Annotated in this window: 21 protein-coding genes and 1 pseudogene; 12 read left to right on the forward strand and 10 right to left on the reverse strand. The window is 51.1% G+C overall.

Going from position 1 to position 19,269, the window contains the following annotated elements; translation table 11 throughout:
• Positions 1-37 precede the first annotated feature (37 nt).
• The 3 genes and pseudogenes from otsB to IPJ88_02050 all read right to left on the reverse strand — a co-directional run bounded on the left by otsB (position 38) and on the right by IPJ88_02050 (position 2,193).
• The gene (otsB, locus tag IPJ88_02040; protein ID QQR90548.1) at positions 38-799 is read right to left on the reverse strand and encodes a trehalose-phosphatase; all 762 of its coding nucleotides are present in this window, start codon (positions 797-799) and stop codon (positions 38-40) included.
• A 74-nt stretch (positions 800-873) separates the two neighbouring features.
• A pseudogene (locus IPJ88_02045) lies at positions 874-1,697 on the reverse strand (3'(2'),5'-bisphosphate nucleotidase CysQ).
• Entirely contained in the window at positions 1,675-2,193 is a 519-nt protein-coding gene (locus tag IPJ88_02050; GenBank protein ID QQR90549.1) for a Smr/MutS family protein, read from the reverse strand. The pseudogene IPJ88_02045 and the gene IPJ88_02050 overlap by 23 nt, the downstream one beginning before the upstream one ends.
• 95 nt (positions 2,194-2,288) lie before the next feature.
• On the opposite strand from IPJ88_02050, the gene IPJ88_02055 reads away from it, so the two are divergent.
• Positions 2,289-3,728, forward strand: a complete 1,440-nt coding sequence (locus tag IPJ88_02055) for an FAD-dependent oxidoreductase (protein ID QQR90550.1) — start codon at positions 2,289-2,291, stop codon at positions 3,726-3,728.
• A 20-nt stretch (positions 3,729-3,748) separates the two neighbouring features.
• Positions 3,749-3,892 (forward strand): hypothetical protein, encoded by a 144-nt coding sequence (locus IPJ88_02060; protein QQR90551.1) that lies wholly within the window; start codon positions 3,749-3,751, stop codon positions 3,890-3,892.
• Between the two features lie 332 nt (positions 3,893-4,224).
• Here IPJ88_02060 and IPJ88_02065 read toward each other — a convergent pair whose 3' ends face one another.
• The 4 genes from IPJ88_02065 to IPJ88_02080 all read right to left on the reverse strand — a co-directional run bounded on the left by IPJ88_02065 (position 4,225) and on the right by IPJ88_02080 (position 7,076).
• A complete protein-coding gene (locus tag IPJ88_02065; protein QQR90552.1) occupies positions 4,225-4,518 on the reverse strand; it encodes an IS110 family transposase in 294 nt (97 codons plus the stop codon).
• A gap of 731 nt (positions 4,519-5,249) precedes the next feature.
• Positions 5,250-5,450, reverse strand: coding sequence for a hypothetical protein (locus tag IPJ88_02070; GenBank protein QQR90553.1), 201 nt, complete (start codon positions 5,448-5,450; stop codon positions 5,250-5,252).
• 81 nt (positions 5,451-5,531) lie between these two features.
• Positions 5,532-6,281, reverse strand: a complete 750-nt coding sequence (locus tag IPJ88_02075; protein ID QQR90554.1) for an FG-GAP repeat protein — start codon at positions 6,279-6,281, stop codon at positions 5,532-5,534.
• A 6-nt stretch (positions 6,282-6,287) separates the two neighbouring features.
• Positions 6,288-7,076, reverse strand: coding sequence for a hypothetical protein (locus tag IPJ88_02080; protein ID QQR90555.1), 789 nt, complete (start codon positions 7,074-7,076; stop codon positions 6,288-6,290).
• Between the two features lie 146 nt (positions 7,077-7,222).
• Here IPJ88_02080 and IPJ88_02085 point away from each other — a divergent pair, with 146 nt between their 5' ends.
• Together IPJ88_02085 and IPJ88_02090 are read left to right on the forward strand one after the other, a co-directional pair.
• Positions 7,223-7,546: a hypothetical protein gene (locus tag IPJ88_02085; GenBank protein QQR90556.1), complete on the forward strand. Its 324-nt coding sequence runs from the start codon at positions 7,223-7,225 to the stop codon at positions 7,544-7,546.
• A 187-nt stretch (positions 7,547-7,733) separates the two neighbouring features.
• A complete protein-coding gene (locus tag IPJ88_02090) occupies positions 7,734-9,116 on the forward strand; it encodes a hypothetical protein (GenBank protein QQR90557.1) in 1,383 nt (460 codons plus the stop codon).
• Positions 9,117-9,619: 503 nt separating this feature from the next.
• On the opposite strand, the gene IPJ88_02095 is transcribed toward IPJ88_02090, so the two are convergent.
• Together IPJ88_02095 and IPJ88_02100 are read right to left on the reverse strand one after the other, a co-directional pair.
• The gene (locus tag IPJ88_02095; protein QQR90558.1) at positions 9,620-10,033 is read right to left on the reverse strand and encodes a hypothetical protein; all 414 of its coding nucleotides are present in this window, start codon (positions 10,031-10,033) and stop codon (positions 9,620-9,622) included.
• The gene (locus tag IPJ88_02100) at positions 10,030-11,187 is read right to left on the reverse strand and encodes a hypothetical protein (GenBank protein ID QQR90559.1); all 1,158 of its coding nucleotides are present in this window, start codon (positions 11,185-11,187) and stop codon (positions 10,030-10,032) included. Before IPJ88_02100 ends, IPJ88_02095 begins: the two co-directional genes overlap by 4 nt.
• An 810-nt stretch (positions 11,188-11,997) precedes the next feature.
• Between IPJ88_02100 and IPJ88_02105 the strand changes: the two genes are divergently transcribed.
• The 7 genes from IPJ88_02105 to IPJ88_02135 all read left to right on the forward strand — a co-directional run bounded on the left by IPJ88_02105 (position 11,998) and on the right by IPJ88_02135 (position 16,834).
• The gene (locus IPJ88_02105) at positions 11,998-12,171 is read left to right on the forward strand and encodes a transposase (protein QQR90560.1); all 174 of its coding nucleotides are present in this window, start codon (positions 11,998-12,000) and stop codon (positions 12,169-12,171) included.
• The gene (locus IPJ88_02110) at positions 12,131-12,577 is read left to right on the forward strand and encodes a L,D-transpeptidase (GenBank protein QQR90561.1); all 447 of its coding nucleotides are present in this window, start codon (positions 12,131-12,133) and stop codon (positions 12,575-12,577) included. The genes IPJ88_02105 and IPJ88_02110 overlap by 41 nt, the downstream gene beginning before the upstream one ends.
• Positions 12,578-12,714: 137 nt before the next feature.
• Positions 12,715-13,413, forward strand: a complete 699-nt coding sequence (locus IPJ88_02115; protein ID QQR90562.1) for a hypothetical protein — start codon at positions 12,715-12,717, stop codon at positions 13,411-13,413.
• On the forward strand, positions 13,302-14,528 hold the full coding sequence (locus IPJ88_02120; GenBank protein ID QQR90563.1) for a hypothetical protein: 1,227 nt from the start codon (positions 13,302-13,304) through the stop codon (positions 14,526-14,528). The genes IPJ88_02115 and IPJ88_02120 overlap by 112 nt, the downstream gene beginning before the upstream one ends.
• A 280-nt stretch (positions 14,529-14,808) precedes the next feature.
• Positions 14,809-15,072 carry a hypothetical protein gene (locus IPJ88_02125; protein QQR90564.1) on the forward strand — a complete coding sequence of 88 codons (264 nt, stop codon included), beginning with the start codon at positions 14,809-14,811 and terminating at the stop codon, positions 15,070-15,072.
• 154 nt (positions 15,073-15,226) lie between these two features.
• Positions 15,227-15,661: a hypothetical protein gene (locus tag IPJ88_02130; protein QQR90565.1), complete on the forward strand. Its 435-nt coding sequence runs from the start codon at positions 15,227-15,229 to the stop codon at positions 15,659-15,661.
• Between the two features lie 993 nt (positions 15,662-16,654).
• Positions 16,655-16,834 (forward strand): hypothetical protein, encoded by a 180-nt coding sequence (locus tag IPJ88_02135; GenBank protein ID QQR90566.1) that lies wholly within the window; start codon positions 16,655-16,657, stop codon positions 16,832-16,834.
• A gap of 126 nt (positions 16,835-16,960) precedes the next feature.
• On the opposite strand, the gene IPJ88_02140 is transcribed toward IPJ88_02135, so the two are convergent.
• The gene (locus tag IPJ88_02140; GenBank protein ID QQR90567.1) at positions 16,961-17,512 is read right to left on the reverse strand and encodes a LuxR family transcriptional regulator; all 552 of its coding nucleotides are present in this window, start codon (positions 17,510-17,512) and stop codon (positions 16,961-16,963) included.
• A gap of 122 nt (positions 17,513-17,634) precedes the next feature.
• Between IPJ88_02140 and IPJ88_02145 the strand changes: the two genes are divergently transcribed.
• Positions 17,635-18,918 carry a radical SAM protein gene (locus IPJ88_02145; GenBank protein ID QQR90568.1) on the forward strand — a complete coding sequence of 428 codons (1,284 nt, stop codon included), beginning with the start codon at positions 17,635-17,637 and terminating at the stop codon, positions 18,916-18,918.
• Positions 18,919-19,269 lie beyond the last annotated feature (351 nt).

Below are 19,269 nucleotides of genomic sequence, written 5' to 3' on the forward strand. Positions count from 1 at the left end.
ATGGCAAATTTAGCTCGCTACGCCATCGGCCATGAAACTATTCAAGCAACGCTGTGATCAATTGATGCACTTCGGAAACGCTTTGAAGTATCGCATTTCCAGGGCCTTCTGATCGTTCATCGGAAGAAATAAATACCCCCAAGCCGTCAAGCTCCATGGCTTTCTCAAGTGCGGGAAAATCTGTGATGTCATCGCCAAGGTACACAACGCTTGTCGCTCCAAGCTTTTGAAAAATTGATTCAAGTCCGGCTGCTTTGTTGTGCTGCAAAGCGTCGGCCTCAAACATCATGCGCCCCTCACGCGGATGAAGCCCCAACTGCACTGCCTTATGCCTTGCTTTTTCCAGGATCAAGGCCGCTAACGCCGCATCATCGCGTGCAAGCTTTCGCACATGCACGCCACGCCCGGTGCGTTTTCGTTCCAGCTCAACACCGTCTCTTTTAAGCTCAAGCTGCGCCCAGTTTTCAAATGCTGTTAAACGCTGCGCATCATCTCTACTAAGTTGTTCTTCGTTGTGCTGCCCATCCGGCGCAAATAAAAGTCCGCCGTGTTCTACCGCCACCCAAAGTCCGCTGAAGTCCAGCATCCGCCGTAGCGCCTTTTCATCCCGACCTGTCACAATGGCCACGCAGTAGCCTTCCCGCCCCCCGAGCTTGCGCAACGATGCAAGCAGGTCCTCAGGCACTGTGGTCAAATTGGGATTTTCTGTAAGCTCGACAAGCGTGCCATCGACATCAAAAGCAATTAGTCTCTTCGGTGACAAGGCTTCAATCTTTTGTTTTAGTTCAAGAACCGACACGATGACTCTCTAACTCGATGCCTTTTTCGATTTCGAACCCCAACTCGAAAATCGATACTCCGCATCAACTTGCATTATAATAAGCCTCTTTCTTTAGAGACCCGTTTCACAGTCGGGAGCACGCTATCGAAGGCTGCGGCATTGCAGGCTAAGATACCTTTGTGATTTTTCAAATCCTTGCCACCGTAGATAAATGCATCGCCTGCAAGGTCCGTAAAACGTCCGCCGGCGGCGCGTAAGATGGCTTCAGGACCGCAGGCATCCCACACGCAGCTTTTATCTGAAACGTGGGCATAGAGGTCGGCTTTTTGCTCTGCAATCAAGCCTACTTTGAGGCCGACCGAACCACTCATGGCAATTTCGCTGATACCAAGATCAGCGCAAATGTCATCCACACTGCTGGAGCGATGCGAGCGTGATGAGACAAAGCGTAGCTTTGAAGCTTCAGCTACTTCGCTCACCTTGAGTTCTTTGCGTGCGCCCTGAGAATCACAAAAAGCACCTTCCCCCACAATGCCAGCAAAAAGTTTATCAAGCACGGGTTGATAGACCACTCCAACTTTGGCACTTCCTTCATTGCCAAACCGAGCATCACCGAAAACTCGCCATTCTTGGCAATGAACTCTTTGGTGCCATCCAAGGGATCGACATACCAGCATCGCCCTTTGCGCAAGGCATCGGAGTTATCTTTGCTTTCCTCAGCAACGACACCATCATCGGCAAAGGTCTTTCGCAAGGCATCGACCAAATAGGCGTTGGCTTTGGTATCCGCCACGGTCACCGGTGAACTTCCACTCTTAAACGAAACTGAAAAGTCCGTCTGGTAAATTTCCATGAGAATTGCACCGGCGTCGCGGGCAAACTCGATAGCTTTTTCAAGATCGTACTGATGGTTCATGAAACTTCCGTAATCTAATCGTTAATGCGCCACTTCCGCCCAGCGCGGGATGCGCGCTGCTCAATGCTAAGACATCAGGAGCCGCCGGACCGTGGCAGAAAAAACGAAACACCATCTCAGCCAGAACACCCACACCGTCTTCGCTGTGCAGCCCTTTACCATGAATCACCAGGAGCTGTCGGCGCCCCTGCGCTTTTTGTTGGCCATAAAAGCGCAGCAAAGCGGCTTCAGCTTCTGTCTGCGTCATACCATGCAAATCGAGCCTAGCCTCCGGCCGAAAACTCGAGGAACGCAGCGCCTTTAGTGACTTGGGATCAAAACCTGGTTGATATGCCAAAACTGTCTTGTTTTCATCTCTTTTAATGACAAAATTGGCGTAATTTACTGGATTTCCAGCCATTTTCTTTTGGGATGCTGGCGGGATTTTGCCTGCTCCTTTGCCAAGCGGCTCAACCTCTTTAAGAAAGTCTCTCCAGTCTTTTTTTCTGTCCGACATCTACGCGCAGCCTAGCTCAAAATGGTATAAAGTAAGAACAAGTCGGCCTAGGCCGATTTTCATTCCAAGGCTCTTTAACCAGAAAAGAGGCAAGCATGGCAAAAGTAACCGTTATCGGTGCAGGTTTTGCCGGACACACCGCAGCGCTGTATCTCGGGGATGCTCTGGGCGAATCGCACGAAGTCACCGTGATCAATCTGCACGAATACTTTTACTACATTCCCTCATGGGTATGGGTAGGTATCGGCCGCATGGGTGTAGATAAAACTCGCTTTTTACTTGCGCCAGTCTACAAGAAAAAAGGCATTCGATTTGTTCACGGCAAAGCCATCGCAGTGCATCCTGATAAAGACGATCAGTATGTGGTGGTTGAACAAAAAGCAGACGGAACCAAGGTAAAGGTTCACTACGACTATTTGTTAATCGCCACGGGCCCGAAACTTAACTACGACGGCACCAAAGGCCTGGGTCCAAAGCACGGATTTGTCCAATCGATTTGTACGGCGCCTCACGCCGAGGCCAGCCGGGATGTGTACCTTGAGCAAGTTGCGCGTATGCAGCGTGGTGAACGCGTCAAGATGGTGATTGGCACCGGACACCCTGGCGCCACCTGCCAAGGCGCTGCCTTTGAGTACATTAGCAACATTCACAAAGACCTTGTTCGGCGACACGTACGCGACAAAGCCGATCTGCATTGGCTCTCCAATGAACGTGCGGCAGGAGACTTTGGCGTACGTGGCGTTCAAACCCGCTACCGAGGACAGATGCTTTCAAGCAAAGAGTTTATTGAAGCTGCCTTTGCTGAATATGGCATTAGCTATGAAGTGCAACGTGGCGTGCACGAAGTAAACAAAGACACTTTGTTTTGGGAAAACTTCGAGGGCAAGTACGGTGAAAGCAAGTACGACTTTAGTATGCTTATTCCGCAGTTCAAAGGTGTTGAAATGGACTTTGTCGGCAGCGATCAGCAAGACGTCTCAACCAAAATAGTTAACCAAGCGGGCTTCGTGATTGTTGATGGCATCTATGGTCAGCCCTACGATGTGATGGCTAAGAATCCCAAGTCATGGCCCGGGCTTTATCAAAACCCCAATTATGAAAACATCTTTGCCGCAGGCATTGCTTTTGCACCGCCTGGGCCGATCTCTCAGCCGCATGTCACACCCAATGGCACAAGCATTTCCGCTGCACCGCCCCGTACTGGTATGGTCTCCGGCATCATTGGCCGCATCGTGGCCAAAAACATCATTGATTTAATCAAACACGGCAAAATGACACACAGCGAACGCATGACCGAAATGGCCGCCGCCTGCATTGCATCGATGGGTGACTCTTTGTGGGACGGGCAAGCCGCCACTATCACGGTGTATCCTGTCGTCCCGAACCACGAACGCTACAATAACCCATCGGGACGAGACATGTTTGTCACACACATGGAAATGGGCCTGGCGGGAGCGTGGATGAAGCGCATGATTCACAGCACCTTCATGTACAAACTACGGGCTTATCCTGGCTGGAAAGTAATTCCGGAATAGTTTTTAAAAAGGGGAACACCATGACGCAGCAACCGACACCTGCAAAGTTTACCATCACTGCCAAAGAGCGCTTTTGGATGAACAACAAACTCTACCAATTCTGGCGCTTCATTGTTTTGAACCTAAAAATCCTAAAAGCCGTCGACCGCGCCAAACGCTCTTAGTCGACTACCTTGCTTGGAGTATCCCAGCGACACCTCAAGCAACTCTTAAAGCGTTTTTAAATCTTCGCTAGGGTGAATTTCTCTAGTTCTACAGCTGTCTTTCGAGGAGAAGCTTATGTATCGACACTTCATTTTAGTCGCATCGTTTTTGATCGTCGGCTTGGCAGGTTGTGTTGATAATGAGGCCTGTTTGGCCCAACCACTGCTGCCAGCATCTGTGTTGTTAGGAAAGAGAAAAAAGTGAAGGATTCTAGGTGTTCTGCTCCCGACAGATGCCGTTCAGAATGAGCAGAAGTGTTCACATGCACGCAGTGAGCGCCACTTTGGCAGATTTATGTTTTTCCATGCAGCGGTGATGAAGCGCAGGCAACAGGCCCTTGCTTGCTTCTAACGGCAGCTAAAGCCGCCATGCAGCGCACACGCCTGACTTGGCTTCTGCCACCGCAGGTGCGTCGTTTCCTTTGCGCTTTGCCACCGTCTCTGTTGAAAGGCGCTGCGCCAACGAGCGCAGCTATTTGCCTTCGGCCAAGACTTCCAAGCTCCGGTAATAAACCTAGCAAGGTCATGGCCGTCACAGGTCCGATGCCGTGCACGGAAACCAGGCGCTCTACGCCCAGGTATTCCAAAAGGGGGTTTCTGGCCGAGCCTAGTCATAAGGCGTTGCTGTAAGGAACTGGCCCCGCGATTGCTGAAGCGGGGTGATGCGAGGTGCACCTGCCAAGCCGAGCTACCAACCACGGCGCCTGACTGAAACAGTGCTGTATCAGACAGTTGCGCGTTATTGGCGGGAGTTTTGTGAGCAGCTTGCACTGCATGACAAACACTTACCGGCGTTCGTGCACAAAGCGTTGACTAGGGTCCTTCGGACCCGTCGACAGGCTTGTAACGATGCAGCTACACGGGCTTGCGTCCGTTTCGTGTTGCAACGTTACAACCATGTTTGAGGCATTCTTGAAGTGCGGCTTGCTCGAATACGCCTACGCACGCTGCGTGTGCGAGGATTGCGGTGAGGTGCACAAGGTCGGTTGTTGACTTTTTGATAATGCACATTGCCAATATCGATTTCGTGAATGGCTGCAATGTCTGCTTGTTGTGCCACTATTAGCGAAGCTACCTTCTCTAAAACGGCTTCTGGATCGGTATAAAATAGTACAGGTTACCAATGCTACCCATGTTACCGCAGGTGCCTAAATTGTAAGTCAAGCCTTTCAGACGCTCTTGGCAGCCGGGCTCGACTGGAGACTCATATCCCCCTTTTCCTTTTCCGCACTTACAATCAGTCTTTAGTTTCGGCCAGCAACTCAAGGTCAAGTAGATCCTTGCTTCAACCTGAAGCCTTCTTTGTCGCAATAAAATCTTACTTGCTTAAAACGTCAATACTTGTCACGCCAAACGGGACTTGGAGACGGTGCTCATAACACGCCTCAAACGATGGACCAGGCACGTAAGTAAAGATATCTATTCGTACGGGCTCACGGCCCAAGGTTGCGATGCGGTCATGTTGGGTATTCGGTTTTGGATCGAGGCCTACGGTGTACTGCCAGTGCGTGGGCACCATTTAACAAGTACTCTACGTGATGTTCTATCCGTAATTGTAAGAAATCGTTGAAGTCGTGATGGAGCTTCGGGCCGATTGAATTCAGTTCAGATCCATCACGTATAAACTACCAACATCCTGGGCGGGGGAAGGATCGGTGAAGGGGGCGCCTATCAGAGCCACATCACTGAGCAGAAGAACTTCGAAACCGAACTGATCTGCTCCAGAGTTGCTGGCTTGGGTGTAAATAATGCCTTCTTGCCAAAGGTTGCCGTTGTACTGATACAGATAGGCCGCGCCACCCGTCCCTGATCCCGGCGCGCCCACTAAGAGGGTGTCCCCCCGCAGAGATAGACTAGATCCAAACCCATCGCCGGCGCCAGCGTCGCTAGCGGTGAAAGTTTGGGTTTCGGTCCAGCTGCTGCCATCGTACTCGAAGACATAGACGCGACCGGTTCGGCTTGGTGCATCGTAAGCTGATGCCCCGATAACGAGCCGAGTGCCGCTCAGCGTGATTGGCCAGCCATAGTTGTCGTGATCTTGCAAGAGCGATCCGGTCACGCGTTGCTGCTCGATCCAACTATTGCCAACCCGCTCGAAGAGGTAGACCGCTCCAGCTTCCGAGTTTGAGGGTTGACCATCTCGTTCGCGTTTCTCTGCGCCAATGGCCATCCAGGTTCCATCCATAGCTACGGATGAGCCAAAGGTATCACCTTGATTCGTTTCGGAGGCAACGATAGGACCAACGTAGTTCCAGGTTTCAGGAGCTGTGCGGTGGTAGATGTGAACGACTCCCGAGTAGTTTCCCCCGGTAGGGTTGCTGATGTGCTGCAGCGGCCATCCAGTCACCATCGATGGCTACTCCTGAGCCAAAAAGGCATAGTCGTACATGGGGTTGGGGTTGATGAGATTAGCGACTTCTTTCCAGCTTAAATCGGGCTGCTCTTCGTAAATTACTGCACGGCCGGTGTCGGTAAACCCATTATCATCCATAGCAGAAGCGCCCACGACGAGTGTGCCGTTTTCTAGGGCAACTGCGTTGCCAAACCCATCGTTTGGGGCGCTCGCACTGTATGTGATAGTGCGATCAAAATTGAAGGCGCCAGACTGATCGCGTCGATACACATACACTGCGCCACTGCCGGCGTAGGGCCAAGCTGCAGCTGGCGCACCAACAACGAGTGTATCGTTATCAAAAGCAAAATCATAGGCAAAGGTTTCAGAGCTATTCGCCACAGGACTCTGGAAAAAGGACAGGCTTTGAACTTGGCAGGCAGGGCAGGGTCCACCGCAATCCACACCGGCTTCGTTTTGGTTCTGCGCCCCATCTGAGCAGGTGGGGCTTGCGCAGAGCAAGGAAGGATTGCAATAGCCATTTAGGCAGTCGCTGTTTTGAACGCAAGCCGCGTCATCCGCACAGGCCGGACATTCACCGCCTCCGCAATCCACGTCAGTCTCAGAGAAGTTTTTGATCGTATCCTCGCAGGCAGGGTTCGAGTTGGCATCGGCCGGGGCATCGAGTTCACCACTGTCTGAGCTAGCGTCTGGACCACCGTCGACTTCAGTAATCAACGTCAAGTCGTAGCCGATCCGGCCGCAACCGGATACGAAAAAAAACGCTAGAGCAAGGACGAAACATCTCTTCATGCTTTTTAACTATAGCAGTAACGCTTACTTTCATCACGTACTTATCCGATTGTAGCCTTTGCGGCTATGCTACGAACAACAAAGTGGAGATCAAAGTGTGAGTCAGTGTGCGATAGCATTGGATGATACGATAATTTACTGGCTGAATGATGGAGGCTATCAACTTGCGATTTCATCCTTTGCAATACCTAGGCTTCAGGAAAGAAGCCGAGAAGCTCGCGCAAGAATGTTTGACCGCGATTAAAACACAAGTCGCTGGTCCTACCGCAGAAGGTGGAAGTTTGCCGAAAATGACCATCTCGATCGGCGTCGCCACATTGCGCAGTTGTTTGCGCGAAAAGCGGAAAAGCAAGAGCAATCAGCCCTCGCCGGCTTCACGACTGATCACTGTTGCCGATCGTGCACTGTACCGCGCCAAACACGGCGGTCGGGCCCGCGCCGCATGCGGCAGCAAACGCGATGATCGCTAAGGGCTCCAGAAGCTTGACGCAAAAGCCATGGGTTTCAGAGAGTTGCAAGTGTGTGTCGAATGAATATCGGTTCAACATCGAGTGCAATTCTTGTGGCTCGGGACTTTATCGTTTATATTCTTAGGATCGAGTCTGTGTTTGAAACCACCCTCATTTACTTTGCTCTACGTACGAAGGTGGAAGCTGAATGAAGATTCTTTTGATTTATTGCTGCGGCCTTGTTGCTTTGGTCGCGTGCGGATCGGGATCCATTGGCGCAACCCATGATAGTGGCACTTTCGATAGCGAACTACAGTTTGATGGCTCCGATCTTAGCGACAGTGGACTCGATGGCAGTAGCCCCCCGAATCCAGGACCTGGCGATCAGATGGCCGAGCCGACGATTCCGCCCGGCGATATTCCAGCTTGGATGGAACCTCATGGAATCAACGTCCATGATTTGGTGGGCAATGTACCTGAGGCCCATCTCGTCGATACGATAGTTTCGGCTTTTCCGGGTCTTGGTCGCTACATATCCGGCACACGAAACGGGAGCACCGTCACCATTCGCGTGCGCTACAGCTTGCGTGAAGACGCAAGCGGACAGTTCTCGCAGGGTTCCGCTCCGGGTCAATTGGCTGCGCTTGATCAATGGCCTACCGTTGTCCCGGCCTCGGAACTGCACTTGTACAATGGGACAACCGAGGTCACAGACAAAGTCATCCGATACCGCTGTCGTGCCGCGGGTCTAGTAAAACCCAGTGACAACGCAGCATCGTTGGATCGCTATCCGGTCACTCAAGTCAACACCAACTTGTTCAATGAAGCTGGCGCCCTTGTTTTGCCGGCCAACCGGGGCTGTACTTTTTTATTGAATGGCCTTTATCCAGAACTCATTGGCGAGTCCACTTTCAGATCAAACAATAAAATCCAAGTTAATGTTCTAGGCCAACAGAGTTTCACATTCAAATCTTACATTGGCGTGGGTAACGCTGGAAACCTAACCCCACTTCAAACACAGCTTAGCAACACCTACGCCAGTCGACATGACAAGTTTGATATTGCTCCACCCAACGGAACAGACGTTGTTTTACTTAAATTTCCGCCGGCACCGGTTGACGCATACGGTCCGATAGCGAACATCGCCCGACCAAGCTCAGGAAGCTATCGCTTTGCCAGCACAGCAGGCCCTGGTCTCTCAGTCGATCACATCACTTCGATTGCAATGAGCCCTAGCCTTCAATGGCAAGATGCAGACCAAAGTGGATCAACCACAGAGTTGGTGTTTCTACCTACACTTGGACCTGTAAACAAAATCTCAAGTCCAGAGTATTTTGTCCCTTTCGGTGTTAGCTATAATCCTTGCATGAGCTCGGGCGGCTGTTCCGCAGGGCTGCTCACTCAGATCTACAACGCCACAATGACCATGACGCTGTACTATTATTCCATCGAGCGCACAGGCGATAATCTGTACAAAATTCCTTTACGACAGGTTGGAGTCACCTACACAAGTGCTGCTCCTGGCACCGTCACCACGCACGGTCACGGCTACTTTGACTACCAAGGCAGGCTCGTTGATTTTGAGCCTTAGAAGCTCACCTACATATGACCACCCCCAAAAGCATATGAAGCACGGTTGCGTTATCTTTGCTGACGGGTTCAGGCAAGCTAAAATTGTGGATTGCATTCTATTCTTTCTCGGAGCCCCAGATCGTTCACTTACTTCCTCAGGAGGTTGAGGTTGCAGCAGCCAGCTTGCGTTGTGGTAAGATGACCCACCACTACCCAAGCCCAAACGTACTCCCTGGGCCAAACTGCTCGCCAGAGTCTTCTAAGTCGATGTTTCCGTTTGCCCATCCTGTGAAAATCAAAGAGTTTGCCTGAGCCGAACACGCCGCGGGCATACCCCGTGCTCCGCCAACCCTAGACCGGGTTTCAGCATCGTAGTTTTGAAATCAAGAGTTAGGGGTCACACGGCAGGCTTCTTTAACTAGTTTCTTCAACTTCACAGCAGACACAACTTTTCGGATACCCCAATGTTTTTTTCGAAAAGAGGTAGCATGTTGGGCGGCGGCAATTGGCCTGTGGGTCTGGCTATCCTGAGGCTGAGCATCGGTCTGCCAATACTGTTGCAATATTGCGAAGATGGATCAGATGCGTATCTGCTGAGCGCATCCATTCGGGAGGTGGTGGGCCTAACTTATCGAGACACTCTTGCATACCGATGGGATCATCGAGAAACTCTTTGTAGCAGTTCAAGCGCAGCACGCCGTCCGATCCGCCAGTTGCCGCTAAAAACTCAGATGCAATCGCTCCCAGAACCATCGCCAAAGAGCAGGCCAAGCCACCACCGGTGACGTGATCAAGCAACAAACCCATCAACGCATCTAAAAATGCCTTTAGGGCAGCGATTTCCTCGTCCATTCCCTCTGTGGCTTCAGGGAACATAGGGTTGGATTCTGCTTTCCTTTTTAAAAGATCCAGCAGCCGCGTCATGGCTTCATTCACAATAGTTCCCAGCCGTTCTGCAGCCAGAGTTGGGTCGAGCGGCAACGACTCCCATTGACCCGGCCAGGGCGGCGGCACTTCAATCCCGCCGTCAGCGCCGATGCGCACGCCGCCGATGGCCACTGGCTGAAACAAAAATACAAGGTTGCAACACCACCCACCGCGAGTCCTACAGCTAAAAGCACAAGCCCGGTGCCGCTTATGATTGGCCCGCCGCCTTTGCTGATTGGATCAATACTCGGAAATGCTGTGACAGTAAGTCCGGCGGCAGTCACAACCAGTCCCGCTTGCGCCACTGGATTTTTCGTGAGTTGCGCCACAGTCTGTGAGAGTTTCGATTCCGAAGTGCGGGCCACCAAAATGGGCGATCCTGAAACAAGCTTTTGGCCTTGAATGGCGAAATACCCCGAGTCAACGTAGCCTTGTTCCGGATCCTTGAAACGTTCATCCTCATCAAATACTTCCTGGCCAACATCGGCAAGCTGAACCTGACCATCAACAAACAGCATGCGGCCATAGTCCGTGTATTGCGCCGGAACATACTCTGGATCCGCGAGCGGATTAATCACGCTTTGCTCGGCATCGATGACTGGCCGGCAAAAAACATTACCCACAGGTTCGCCCAAGGTGATGCCTTGAGAGTGAAAAGTCAGAAAATCGTTGAAGGCCTTTGAGACGCTGCCATCTATGGTGCAATCAGCAGTGTTATCGACGAAGGCATCGCTTTGCGCCAAACGCCGACCTATCATGATGCGGCTCACTTGCTTGCTTTGCTGATTCATTACAAACTTGGCGCGTTTGGTGTATTGTACCACTTGTACTCCGTCGGTGTAGGCGCGGTACATGGGACCGCCCACATACTCACCGCAACTCTCAAGGCCACCAGTTGTGAGCATGGCCTCAGTAAAGTGTTGTTTGCTTTCGCTGTTGTACGGCTCAGCCAGTTTATCGAGCTGCGCTTCGTAGTTTAGTCCTGGCCCGACGTATTCCGGTGTGATCAGATAATATTGCCCTGAACCCGTGCTCGCTTTGTTATCGGAGCCAACATCGTCGCCACTCAGTGTGGTGCAGCCGAGACCAAGCACGGAGCTAAAGCACAAGAGCGTTGCCAAGAAACTACTTATACAAGAAACAAAGAACGAACTATTTAACATTACATATACTCCAAAAACTCACTTAGAGAACCTCTTGTCCTAAAAGACTTGCGAAAAACGTGCCACCTACATTGTTCCACACATGGATGCTTTGCGTTGTCAGAAGTCATTGTAAAATCGGCATTCTTTGCTTTCCACAACACAACTGACCTGCACGATCTTCGATAATACTGGTGTTAAGGCTCAATGCAGGTCACTTAAGGCCGCAGTTGATGAGTTTTTTCGGAATGCTAGATAGTTTTTCGTAGGATCCAGGATCATGTCCAAAAACTGAAATGATTAGAGTTTGTTACAGACCTAACCGCGATTTTTTGATTCATGTCTGAAAAGGCACTGTAGAGCCGAGTGTTGGTCTAGTAGCGTGGCGTCTAACTGGTGCCTAAGCTCCAGTCGGACTATGGGACTCGGAGCAATGGTCGCATTGAAGCGATTTTCCTTCTGCGACGAGCATTTATCGCGCTATGGGTCGTAAATTTTTGAATTCTTTTTCTTTTTCGGCACAGATCCTGGATCGACAACGACAACAAAGCTTCTGCTCTTGGGCTCGGCCCCGAGTTTGTCGAAATTAGTGCGATTCTGTAAGCAATTGCCACAGTTGCCGGAGGCGCAGCTTTGGCTGTAGAGCTCGCTGCAGGCACTAAAACTCGAGCTTCAACAGCTTGAAACTAACGCCAGCGACGTTGCTCCCCTAGCTTCCGCTTTTGCTTAGCTAGTTACCCAACCCAAGCTGATAGCGACCTTGGATGACTCGATTGAGGATTCAGCGAAACACCTCAACGATGAAGTGCTGCCCGAAGTACCGATTCGCCAATGGGTGATGACCTTGCCAAGCGCGCACTCGCTCTGTCCTCGGTGGATGAGGCGAAGACGGACTCACTGACTTTCGTGCAGCGCTTTGACAGCGCGTTGCGTCTGAATCCTCATCTGCATGTCTTGATACTTGATGGGGCGCGTATGTGGACGGGGCGTTTCCCCCAACCTTAAAGAACAAACCGTCGTAGCCTACGAGGGTGACAGGCCTGTCTTTGCAACCCTTGCCTCAACAGGGAAGGAAGAATTCGAAACGCCACCAGGTATCTTCCGCATGATTTCAAAGCACGTCAGCACCACGATGGATGATTTTGCATCGCAAGAACTCGCTTACAGCATCGAAGATGTCCCTTGGGTCATTTGCTACAGTGGCAGCTACGCATTGCACGGAGCCTTTTGGCACAACCGTTTCGGGCAAACGCGAAGTCACGGCTGTGTTCACCTCGCTCCGATTGACCCAAGTTGGCTTTTTCAGTGGTCCGAGCCCACGCTTCCGAACGCCTGGCATTCCCTCTTTGCCTCACGCGATCGTCCCGGTACATGGGTCTACGTCGATACGGGTGAAGAACCAAGCAACTAGAAGATCATGGATCTTCTGCTTATGTTCTCGGCGCGAGCTTATGGATCGCCCCAAGGCTCTCACTCATTTTTGACAACAAAGCAAAGATTTCGCATTGCGCTCATCATCTACAGCGCTAATTTAGAGGTAGACACACCATGCTTATATCTCGCTACTTCCTTGCTCTGGCCATGGCAATTCTGTCCTGCCTAGATGTTGCGCACGCGCAAGAAATGCCATCGACGGTCGGCAGCTCTTGGAACTGGCTCGGCCCAAACGCATGGAATACGTACGGGTGGGCCTTTGAAGATAACAACGCATGGGAAAACGAAATCAAACCAACGATTTCGGCCGCCTTAGCCGAACACCTCAGCAACATAAGTGTGCGCAACAGGCCGCAAAGGCGGCATGCGGTGCCGCAGCAGGTCTTCATTCCCGCCTGGGTAGTGTCCTCGGCGAGACTGTCAGCCATCGTGCATCGTTTTTTTGAGATCGCTCAAGAATTTGATGTGCCGCTTATTTTTAAAGTAACTGGGCTGGTTTGGTGGGATTACTCTGGCTGCCCCGCTTGCGGAACAACCTTTAGTTTCCAGAACGACATCGAATGGTGGGGTTGGGCGCAGGGAACCACTGCCGATCCACAGCACTACGTATGGGCCGAAAGCTCCACTCCCTCGCACCGATTTACCTGGCGTGCTTGGGGAAATGTTTTTGAGATTACGATCCCCCACCCTTATTTGACTCGGTGGTTTATCGTAACCGGGCGGAAACAAAACTTCGCGTACTCGCAAAAGCCATCGCTGAGGAACACCAAGCGCTTAGAAGCGAAGGCAAAGGTTATTTGTTTTGGGGTTTGACTCCCGATACAGAATCCGTGATTGGCCACAGTTTTCATTCGATCGATCCCTCGAGTACAATAGGCGTTTCCAATACCTACGGTACCAACACCTATCGACTTCGCCACTGCCCATCCGATGTATTGAACTGTTTGCCGGCGAAACCCTCCAATGTGTCTCGCCAAGCGTGGATCGAACAAAAGTCCAATGAATACTGGCGACCCAATGATTTTTTGAGCACCTTAATCCAAGCAAGCCAAGACTATGCCAGCTGGTTGGCTGAGATTGCTCGCTCCGAAGGCATCCCACGTGAAAAAATCTATTCCCAAGGGGTATTTTTCACGCCCTACATGCATTCCGGGGTAGTCAGCGATTCAGCAGTGGCCAGCATACCATTGAACAACTACTCCGTTCCAAGTTACTCAATCTACACATCCGACATGGACAATTCGTCCATCCTTGAACGTTTGTCACTCATCAAAGCCAGCTATCACGTTCAACGCTTTGCATTTATGGAATACTTTGACGATGGAGCGCCTTCGGAATGGAGCACTCATTTTCAAAACTTTGTAAATAACACAAGTATCCCTCATCTTAGTTATGTTAATGTTCAGAATCCACGCGATCAGCCGCAGCCCGATCGCGCCAATGCCGTGAACTTTATCGCTGGCATCGCCGAACAACGCACGGACTCGGTATGCGGAAATGGGGTCGTGGAAGCCAACGAACAATGCGATACGCTTCCCTCCAATTATTTGAATCCATACGAAGACCCTGTGTTACTCGACGGGGCCACTTGCGGTGAACTCGGTTTTGATACTGGAACACTCGGTTGCGCCAATTGCCTCTATGACACATCGCTGTGCGAACATTTGCCTGTTGATGAACCCGACCCACCACCACTGGCAGAAGATCCCGCAACGGAAGATCCAAACGAAAGCCCAAGTCCAAAACCAACCGTGGCGACGCCCCAACCACTCAATCGAAAGATAACCGGTTCTTGTACCGTGAACTCTTCCGCAACCGATCCCCCGCTCGTTGGGATTTTACATTTTCTTTTCTGGATTGTAGGTCCACTAGTTTGGCGACGCCGAACAAGGCCCCCAGTGACGAACTCCCAGTTAAAATCCGACTAAACAAGCCAGAAATCGCCCGCTCTACCCCTGCATCAAAGCTAACTCAGCTGCTGGGAAGCGAAAACTGGCCGTGTAGCTTTCAAGACCGCTTACGGTTGTATCCAGAAAAAAAGCAGACTAATTCGCGCTGCGTGACAGCGAATCTCCAAAAACAAGGTCCCGCTTGTAGCGGATGCGGAAAATCTGTTGATCCTTTGCGCACAGCACAGGTCATCGCTTTTGAAGAGGGTTTCGCTTTTTTTGTTCGAATCCATGCCGGGAGCAAATCAGCGAAGCCGCCATGCGTAGCCGTTTTGAAGCAATCCCTTCGACTCGCAGCTCGCGATCGTATGGCCGGGTGACTCCGACTGAGGCACACACTCTTCAGCCGACTGCCTTCACCGCAGACGCTCAACGCCCTCAGGTCGATGTGAGTATTTGCCCATCCTGTGGCTGCACCATGAAAATTACCGAGTTTGTCGATGCTCAGGATGCCGCGGGCATACTCCGTGCCCCACCGGCACCAAACTTCGCTCCACAGCTATCGTTGCCCTTTGTGAGCTGATGCCCTCAGCCGCGATCCACCGCAGCGCGCTCAGAAAGATGGGCGCTAGAAGTTTCTTCTGCTACGATAACGTATCCTCCAAAAACGTGGCGACCTCCGCCTTCAGCCACCGAATATCCCTGCGCTCAGCCTGGACTCATCACATTCGCCCGGCTTGAAGACCACGCCTCGCAAGACAATCCCTTTTTTCAATTTCCTATGCGTACCTCATGCAGCCGTTGCTTCGGCGCTACGTGTCTCGCATCTAGGAAGCAACAGCATTGGTGCGGCGGGCTCGCTCAATGCCAATGGAACCGCATGCTCGGGAGGCACGGACTCCTCAAGTTTCCCATTTAGCCTAAGTGCAACACAAGCTCAGTCGTTGCTTTTGTCCCTTGTAGCGATTCGTTATTATAGCTTTACGCCTGGATCGGGATTTGTCGAGTACGAAGCCGAACTCTATGCGCATCCAGAAGTGCCGAACTACAACGGCAATCCTGGGGGAATGGCCATCGCATCACGTCTGGCGGATTCCGTTGGTGCCCAGAGTGTGTTGGGCAGCTTCAATGCCGATGTGGATTTGGCCGTCATTGCGGTGGAACTAAAATAGTAAGCCAAGTTCGGATGACTGGTATGAAACAGCAATTTATTGCTAACATTTTCACATATGTGAAAAGAAAACCCGTTGCGTTGTGTATAACTGCTGAATGCTTAGAAATTGTGAGCTATAATGTCTTGATATGTGGCTTCGTTTTTTGTTTCACTTGATCTTTGGTGTCCTGCTTGCGCTATCGACAGGCTGTGGCGGCGACAATGCTAAGAGCGACGATGCTGGAGTGGATGCTAATGACTGCGCCTTATTCGGTATCTGTGGACAGCCAGACGGAGGTTCGACGCTGGATTGCGGCTTATTTGAGGATGTTGATTCCTGTGGCGCCCAAAGCGCGAGTTGTTTTTGGTGTGAATCGCGGAACAGCTGCCTGGCGAACAGCGCCTATACAAGCTGTGAGAACAATACGGAGTGCTCTGCTCTTTCATTGTCTAGTTGCTCGAGCAATGAATCTTGCTCTTACTGTGAACGTACGGATAGTTGTGCTCAGCAGGGAAGCCCTGGTTGCCTATGTGCGGATATCGACGACGAGACAGCGTGCAATGCCACCAGTCATTGCAGTTGGTGTTCAACCAGTCGCGGTAGCGTTAATTTTCAGGCATGTTTGCGCGAGGATTTACCTTGTCTCAAACCACGCCGCGTATTTGTCTCGACCCGAACTGCTCGAAGCGGAACGGGTACTTTTATGTATAACCCATTGCCGATAGCAGATGCGACCTGCCAAGCAGACGCTAACGATGCAAATCTCAACGGCAATTTTAAAGCCTTCTTGAGTACCACGGATTCTTTTGTCGGAGATCGGTTCTTCAAGTCCTATGTGCCCTATATGTTGGTGAATGGAACGGTGGTAGCTGACAATTGGAATCAATTTACGATGCTCTTTGTGGGCTTGTTGAACGGCAATATTCTATACGCCCCCATCGATCGGCATGCGACCGGAGGAACAAGTGTCAACTATCAGGTGATGACCGGTACCCCGTACGTAAATTTATCATGTCCAAACCCACCGATGCAAAAAACGCCACCTGCAAAGACTACACGACGAACGGCACGGATGGTCAGCTCATCTATGGATGGAGCAGCAAACGCGATCAGGAGTTCGCTCAAGCTTTTCAAACCACGGGCTTGTGTAGCGCGACCTATCATTTCTATTGCTTCGAGCAGTTCGATTAGTCGAGAACTTTGCATGTCTATCGACATGATCGCGCCAGTAGATTAATCTCGGGCGAATGCACTAGCTAGCATCGACGCTGATCATATTCATGCTCAAACGACACCAAATTCAAGCAATATGATATTTCACGATCGCATAACCTCTGCCGTTCCGATCGCTGCAGATGCGTCCTTGAGTTCTACTCCTGATGTTGCCAGTTTAGCAATGGCGGCAGCTCGCGTATGCACACCCAGTTTAGCACGAACGTGCTCGATATGAGTACGCACGGTGCTTGGACTGATGGCGAGCTGGGTTGCAATTTGTCGATTGGTAAGGCCTTGGGCCACAAGACGAATCACGCGTGTCTCGCACGGTGTGAGTGCGTTACGCACAGATGATTCCAAAACGGCAATCACGGCAACTTCATCTTCGATTCTCTCGCAAATAAGGCGAGCGTTGTAGCCATGGATGCTCACTTCTCGATCCAGAAACGCTGTGTTATTTTTGAATAATTTTGAGACGCATTGTGATGAACACACTTCAGATCGCAGAAGATCCGCACAGACTCGGCCTTGGCAGTTGCCCCACCTTAGGTGTGCAACGTGATTCGCGTTCACAATGACGCCATGCGGGTTGACGCGCAGAAGGGCAACGCTCCTTACAGAGTGTACTCGTTTAGGCGTGGTCGTGGCGTTCATTGTTGCTCACCTTCTATCACGATTGGCAATGGTGATGATGGGTATATAGGTCAAATGACCGATATACAAAACTAGCAAAAGGGTGAGTATTTCTTTGTTTTACCTTTCTATTCGGAGAGCCTATGCAGAGCCGTGAAATTCATCCCTCAGATTACTATCGACTCCCCTGGACTTTGAACGACAATGTTCTTTGCTGGCTCGAGCCGACCAAGCGCTGCAACCTATATTGCGAGGGTTGCTATTCGCGCAACGATCCGAAGAGCGATAAGTCACTTGAACGTGTTCGGCATGATCTCGATGTATTCACGCAAAACCGACGTGTAGATAGCATCTCTATCGCTGGCGGAGAGCCTATCGTCCATCCCCATATTGTCGAGCTTGTTCGCATGATTCACGATGACTATCATCTTAAGCCTGTCATCAACACCAACGGTCTTGCCCTTACACCGGAGCTGCTTCGCGAGCTTAAGAAGGCTGGTATCTACGGTTTTACCTTTCATATTGACTCAAGTCAGGGAAGGCCGGGTTGGAAAAACAAGAACGAGCTTGAGCTTTGCGATTTGCGCTTGCATTACGCGAAGATGGTTGCAGAGGCCGGGAATATTTGCGTGGCCTTTAATTCGACTGTTTTTCCGCATACCCTCGACTACGTCCCCGATCTTGTTGAATGGGCAGCCAAGCATGTCGACATCGTACACAACATGGTGTTCATTTTGTTTCGAACCTTACGTTCCAATGAGTTCGACTATTTTGCCAACGGGCAAAAAGTAAAGGCCCCGCAAGATGTGGTCTATTACGACCAAGAAAAGAATCCGAAGCCACTCAACGCTCGTGATATCGTAAGTAAAATTCGGGAGCGTTTTCCGGACTATGAACCTTGTGCCTATCTAGGGGGCACCAAAGATCCTGACAGTTTCAAATGGTTACTCGCTTCTCGGCTGAGTTCCAAGGAGCGCACTTATGGCTACGTTGGAAAGAAATACATTGAACTTGTTCAAAATGCGCATCATATGTTTGCCGGGCGCTATCTTGCCTACGTTCGTCCTTCGGCTTTGCGAAAAGGCCGAAGCATGATGTTTGCTTTTTCACCCTTTGATCGCGGCGTGCGCAAAGCAGCTCGCTCCTTCATGCGGCATGCCTTTCGTCATCCACTACGTGCAGCTTCTCCGGTACATTTTCAGTCCATTACCATCATTCAACCCATCGACATGCTTGCCAACGGTGAGGCCAATATGTGTGATGGCTGTCCCGATATGACCGTCCATAACGATGAGCTCGTTTGGTCCTGTCGTTTAGAAGAGCGCCTTCAATATGGCTGCTTTTTGCAAGCCGTTCCCAAGCTGGAGGAAAGTCCCTGCAAGCAAGAGGCTCTGAAGGTGCACGAGGTCCTTAGATGGCAACAGTGAGCGAAGCATACACGGACCAGAGAAAATCCCAGTTCACACTTGGAGTTGAGGTTGTTTCGTCTTTGGAGTTGGTTTGAAAAAAGAAAGAAGACGCGACCTAGACTCACCGCGGGCGCGAAAATCAAAGTGGGTGGACCTTCGACAAAGGCCCAGCGAAAGCCCAGTTCAGCGTTTCCCTGAAGATACCCGATGAGCCAACCTTCCGGAGCGGGCTCGTTGAGTGTAAGATTATGCGTGAGGCTAACTTCTCCCAGGCCAAGTTGCACATCCAGATTGGCGTAGGCGCGATTGATCCCACCACCCAAGTCTGTTCCAACTGCCAGCCCCGCTCCTCTGAAGCGACCATCGAAA

Source organism: Myxococcales bacterium (assembly GCA_016699535.1).
Taxonomy (GTDB): domain Bacteria; phylum Myxococcota_A; class Polyangia; order Polyangiales.

Excerpts from the sequence above, each read along its gene's own strand:
- IPJ88_02050 (QQR90549.1), bottom strand. The coding sequence starts at position 2,193 with ATGTCGGACAGAAAAAAAGACTGGAGAGACTTTCTTAAAGAGGTTGAG.
- IPJ88_02055 (QQR90550.1), top strand. The coding sequence starts at position 2,289 with ATGGCAAAAGTAACCGTTATCGGTGCAGGTTTTGCCGGACACACCGCA.
- IPJ88_02060 (QQR90551.1), top strand. The coding sequence starts at position 3,749 with ATGACGCAGCAACCGACACCTGCAAAGTTTACCATCACTGCCAAAGAG.
- IPJ88_02070 (QQR90553.1), bottom strand. The coding sequence starts at position 5,450 with ATGGTGCCCACGCACTGGCAGTACACCGTAGGCCTCGATCCAAAACCG.
- IPJ88_02075 (QQR90554.1), bottom strand. The coding sequence starts at position 6,281 with ATGGTGACTGGATGGCCGCTGCAGCACATCAGCAACCCTACCGGGGGA.
- IPJ88_02080 (QQR90555.1), bottom strand. The coding sequence starts at position 7,076 with ATGAAGAGATGTTTCGTCCTTGCTCTAGCGTTTTTTTTCGTATCCGGT.
- IPJ88_02085 (QQR90556.1), top strand. The coding sequence starts at position 7,223 with ATGATGGAGGCTATCAACTTGCGATTTCATCCTTTGCAATACCTAGGC.
- IPJ88_02090 (QQR90557.1), top strand. The coding sequence starts at position 7,734 with ATGAAGATTCTTTTGATTTATTGCTGCGGCCTTGTTGCTTTGGTCGCG.
- IPJ88_02100 (QQR90559.1), bottom strand. The coding sequence starts at position 11,187 with ATGTTAAATAGTTCGTTCTTTGTTTCTTGTATAAGTAGTTTCTTGGCA.
- IPJ88_02105 (QQR90560.1), top strand. The coding sequence starts at position 11,998 with ATGGGTGATGACCTTGCCAAGCGCGCACTCGCTCTGTCCTCGGTGGAT.
- IPJ88_02110 (QQR90561.1), top strand. The coding sequence starts at position 12,131 with ATGGGGCGCGTATGTGGACGGGGCGTTTCCCCCAACCTTAAAGAACAA.
- IPJ88_02115 (QQR90562.1), top strand. The coding sequence starts at position 12,715 with ATGCTTATATCTCGCTACTTCCTTGCTCTGGCCATGGCAATTCTGTCC.
- IPJ88_02125 (QQR90564.1), top strand. The coding sequence starts at position 14,809 with ATGCGTAGCCGTTTTGAAGCAATCCCTTCGACTCGCAGCTCGCGATCG.
- IPJ88_02135 (QQR90566.1), top strand. The coding sequence starts at position 16,655 with ATGTCCAAACCCACCGATGCAAAAAACGCCACCTGCAAAGACTACACG.
- IPJ88_02140 (QQR90567.1), bottom strand. The coding sequence starts at position 17,512 with ATGAACGCCACGACCACGCCTAAACGAGTACACTCTGTAAGGAGCGTT.
- IPJ88_02145 (QQR90568.1), top strand. The coding sequence starts at position 17,635 with ATGCAGAGCCGTGAAATTCATCCCTCAGATTACTATCGACTCCCCTGG.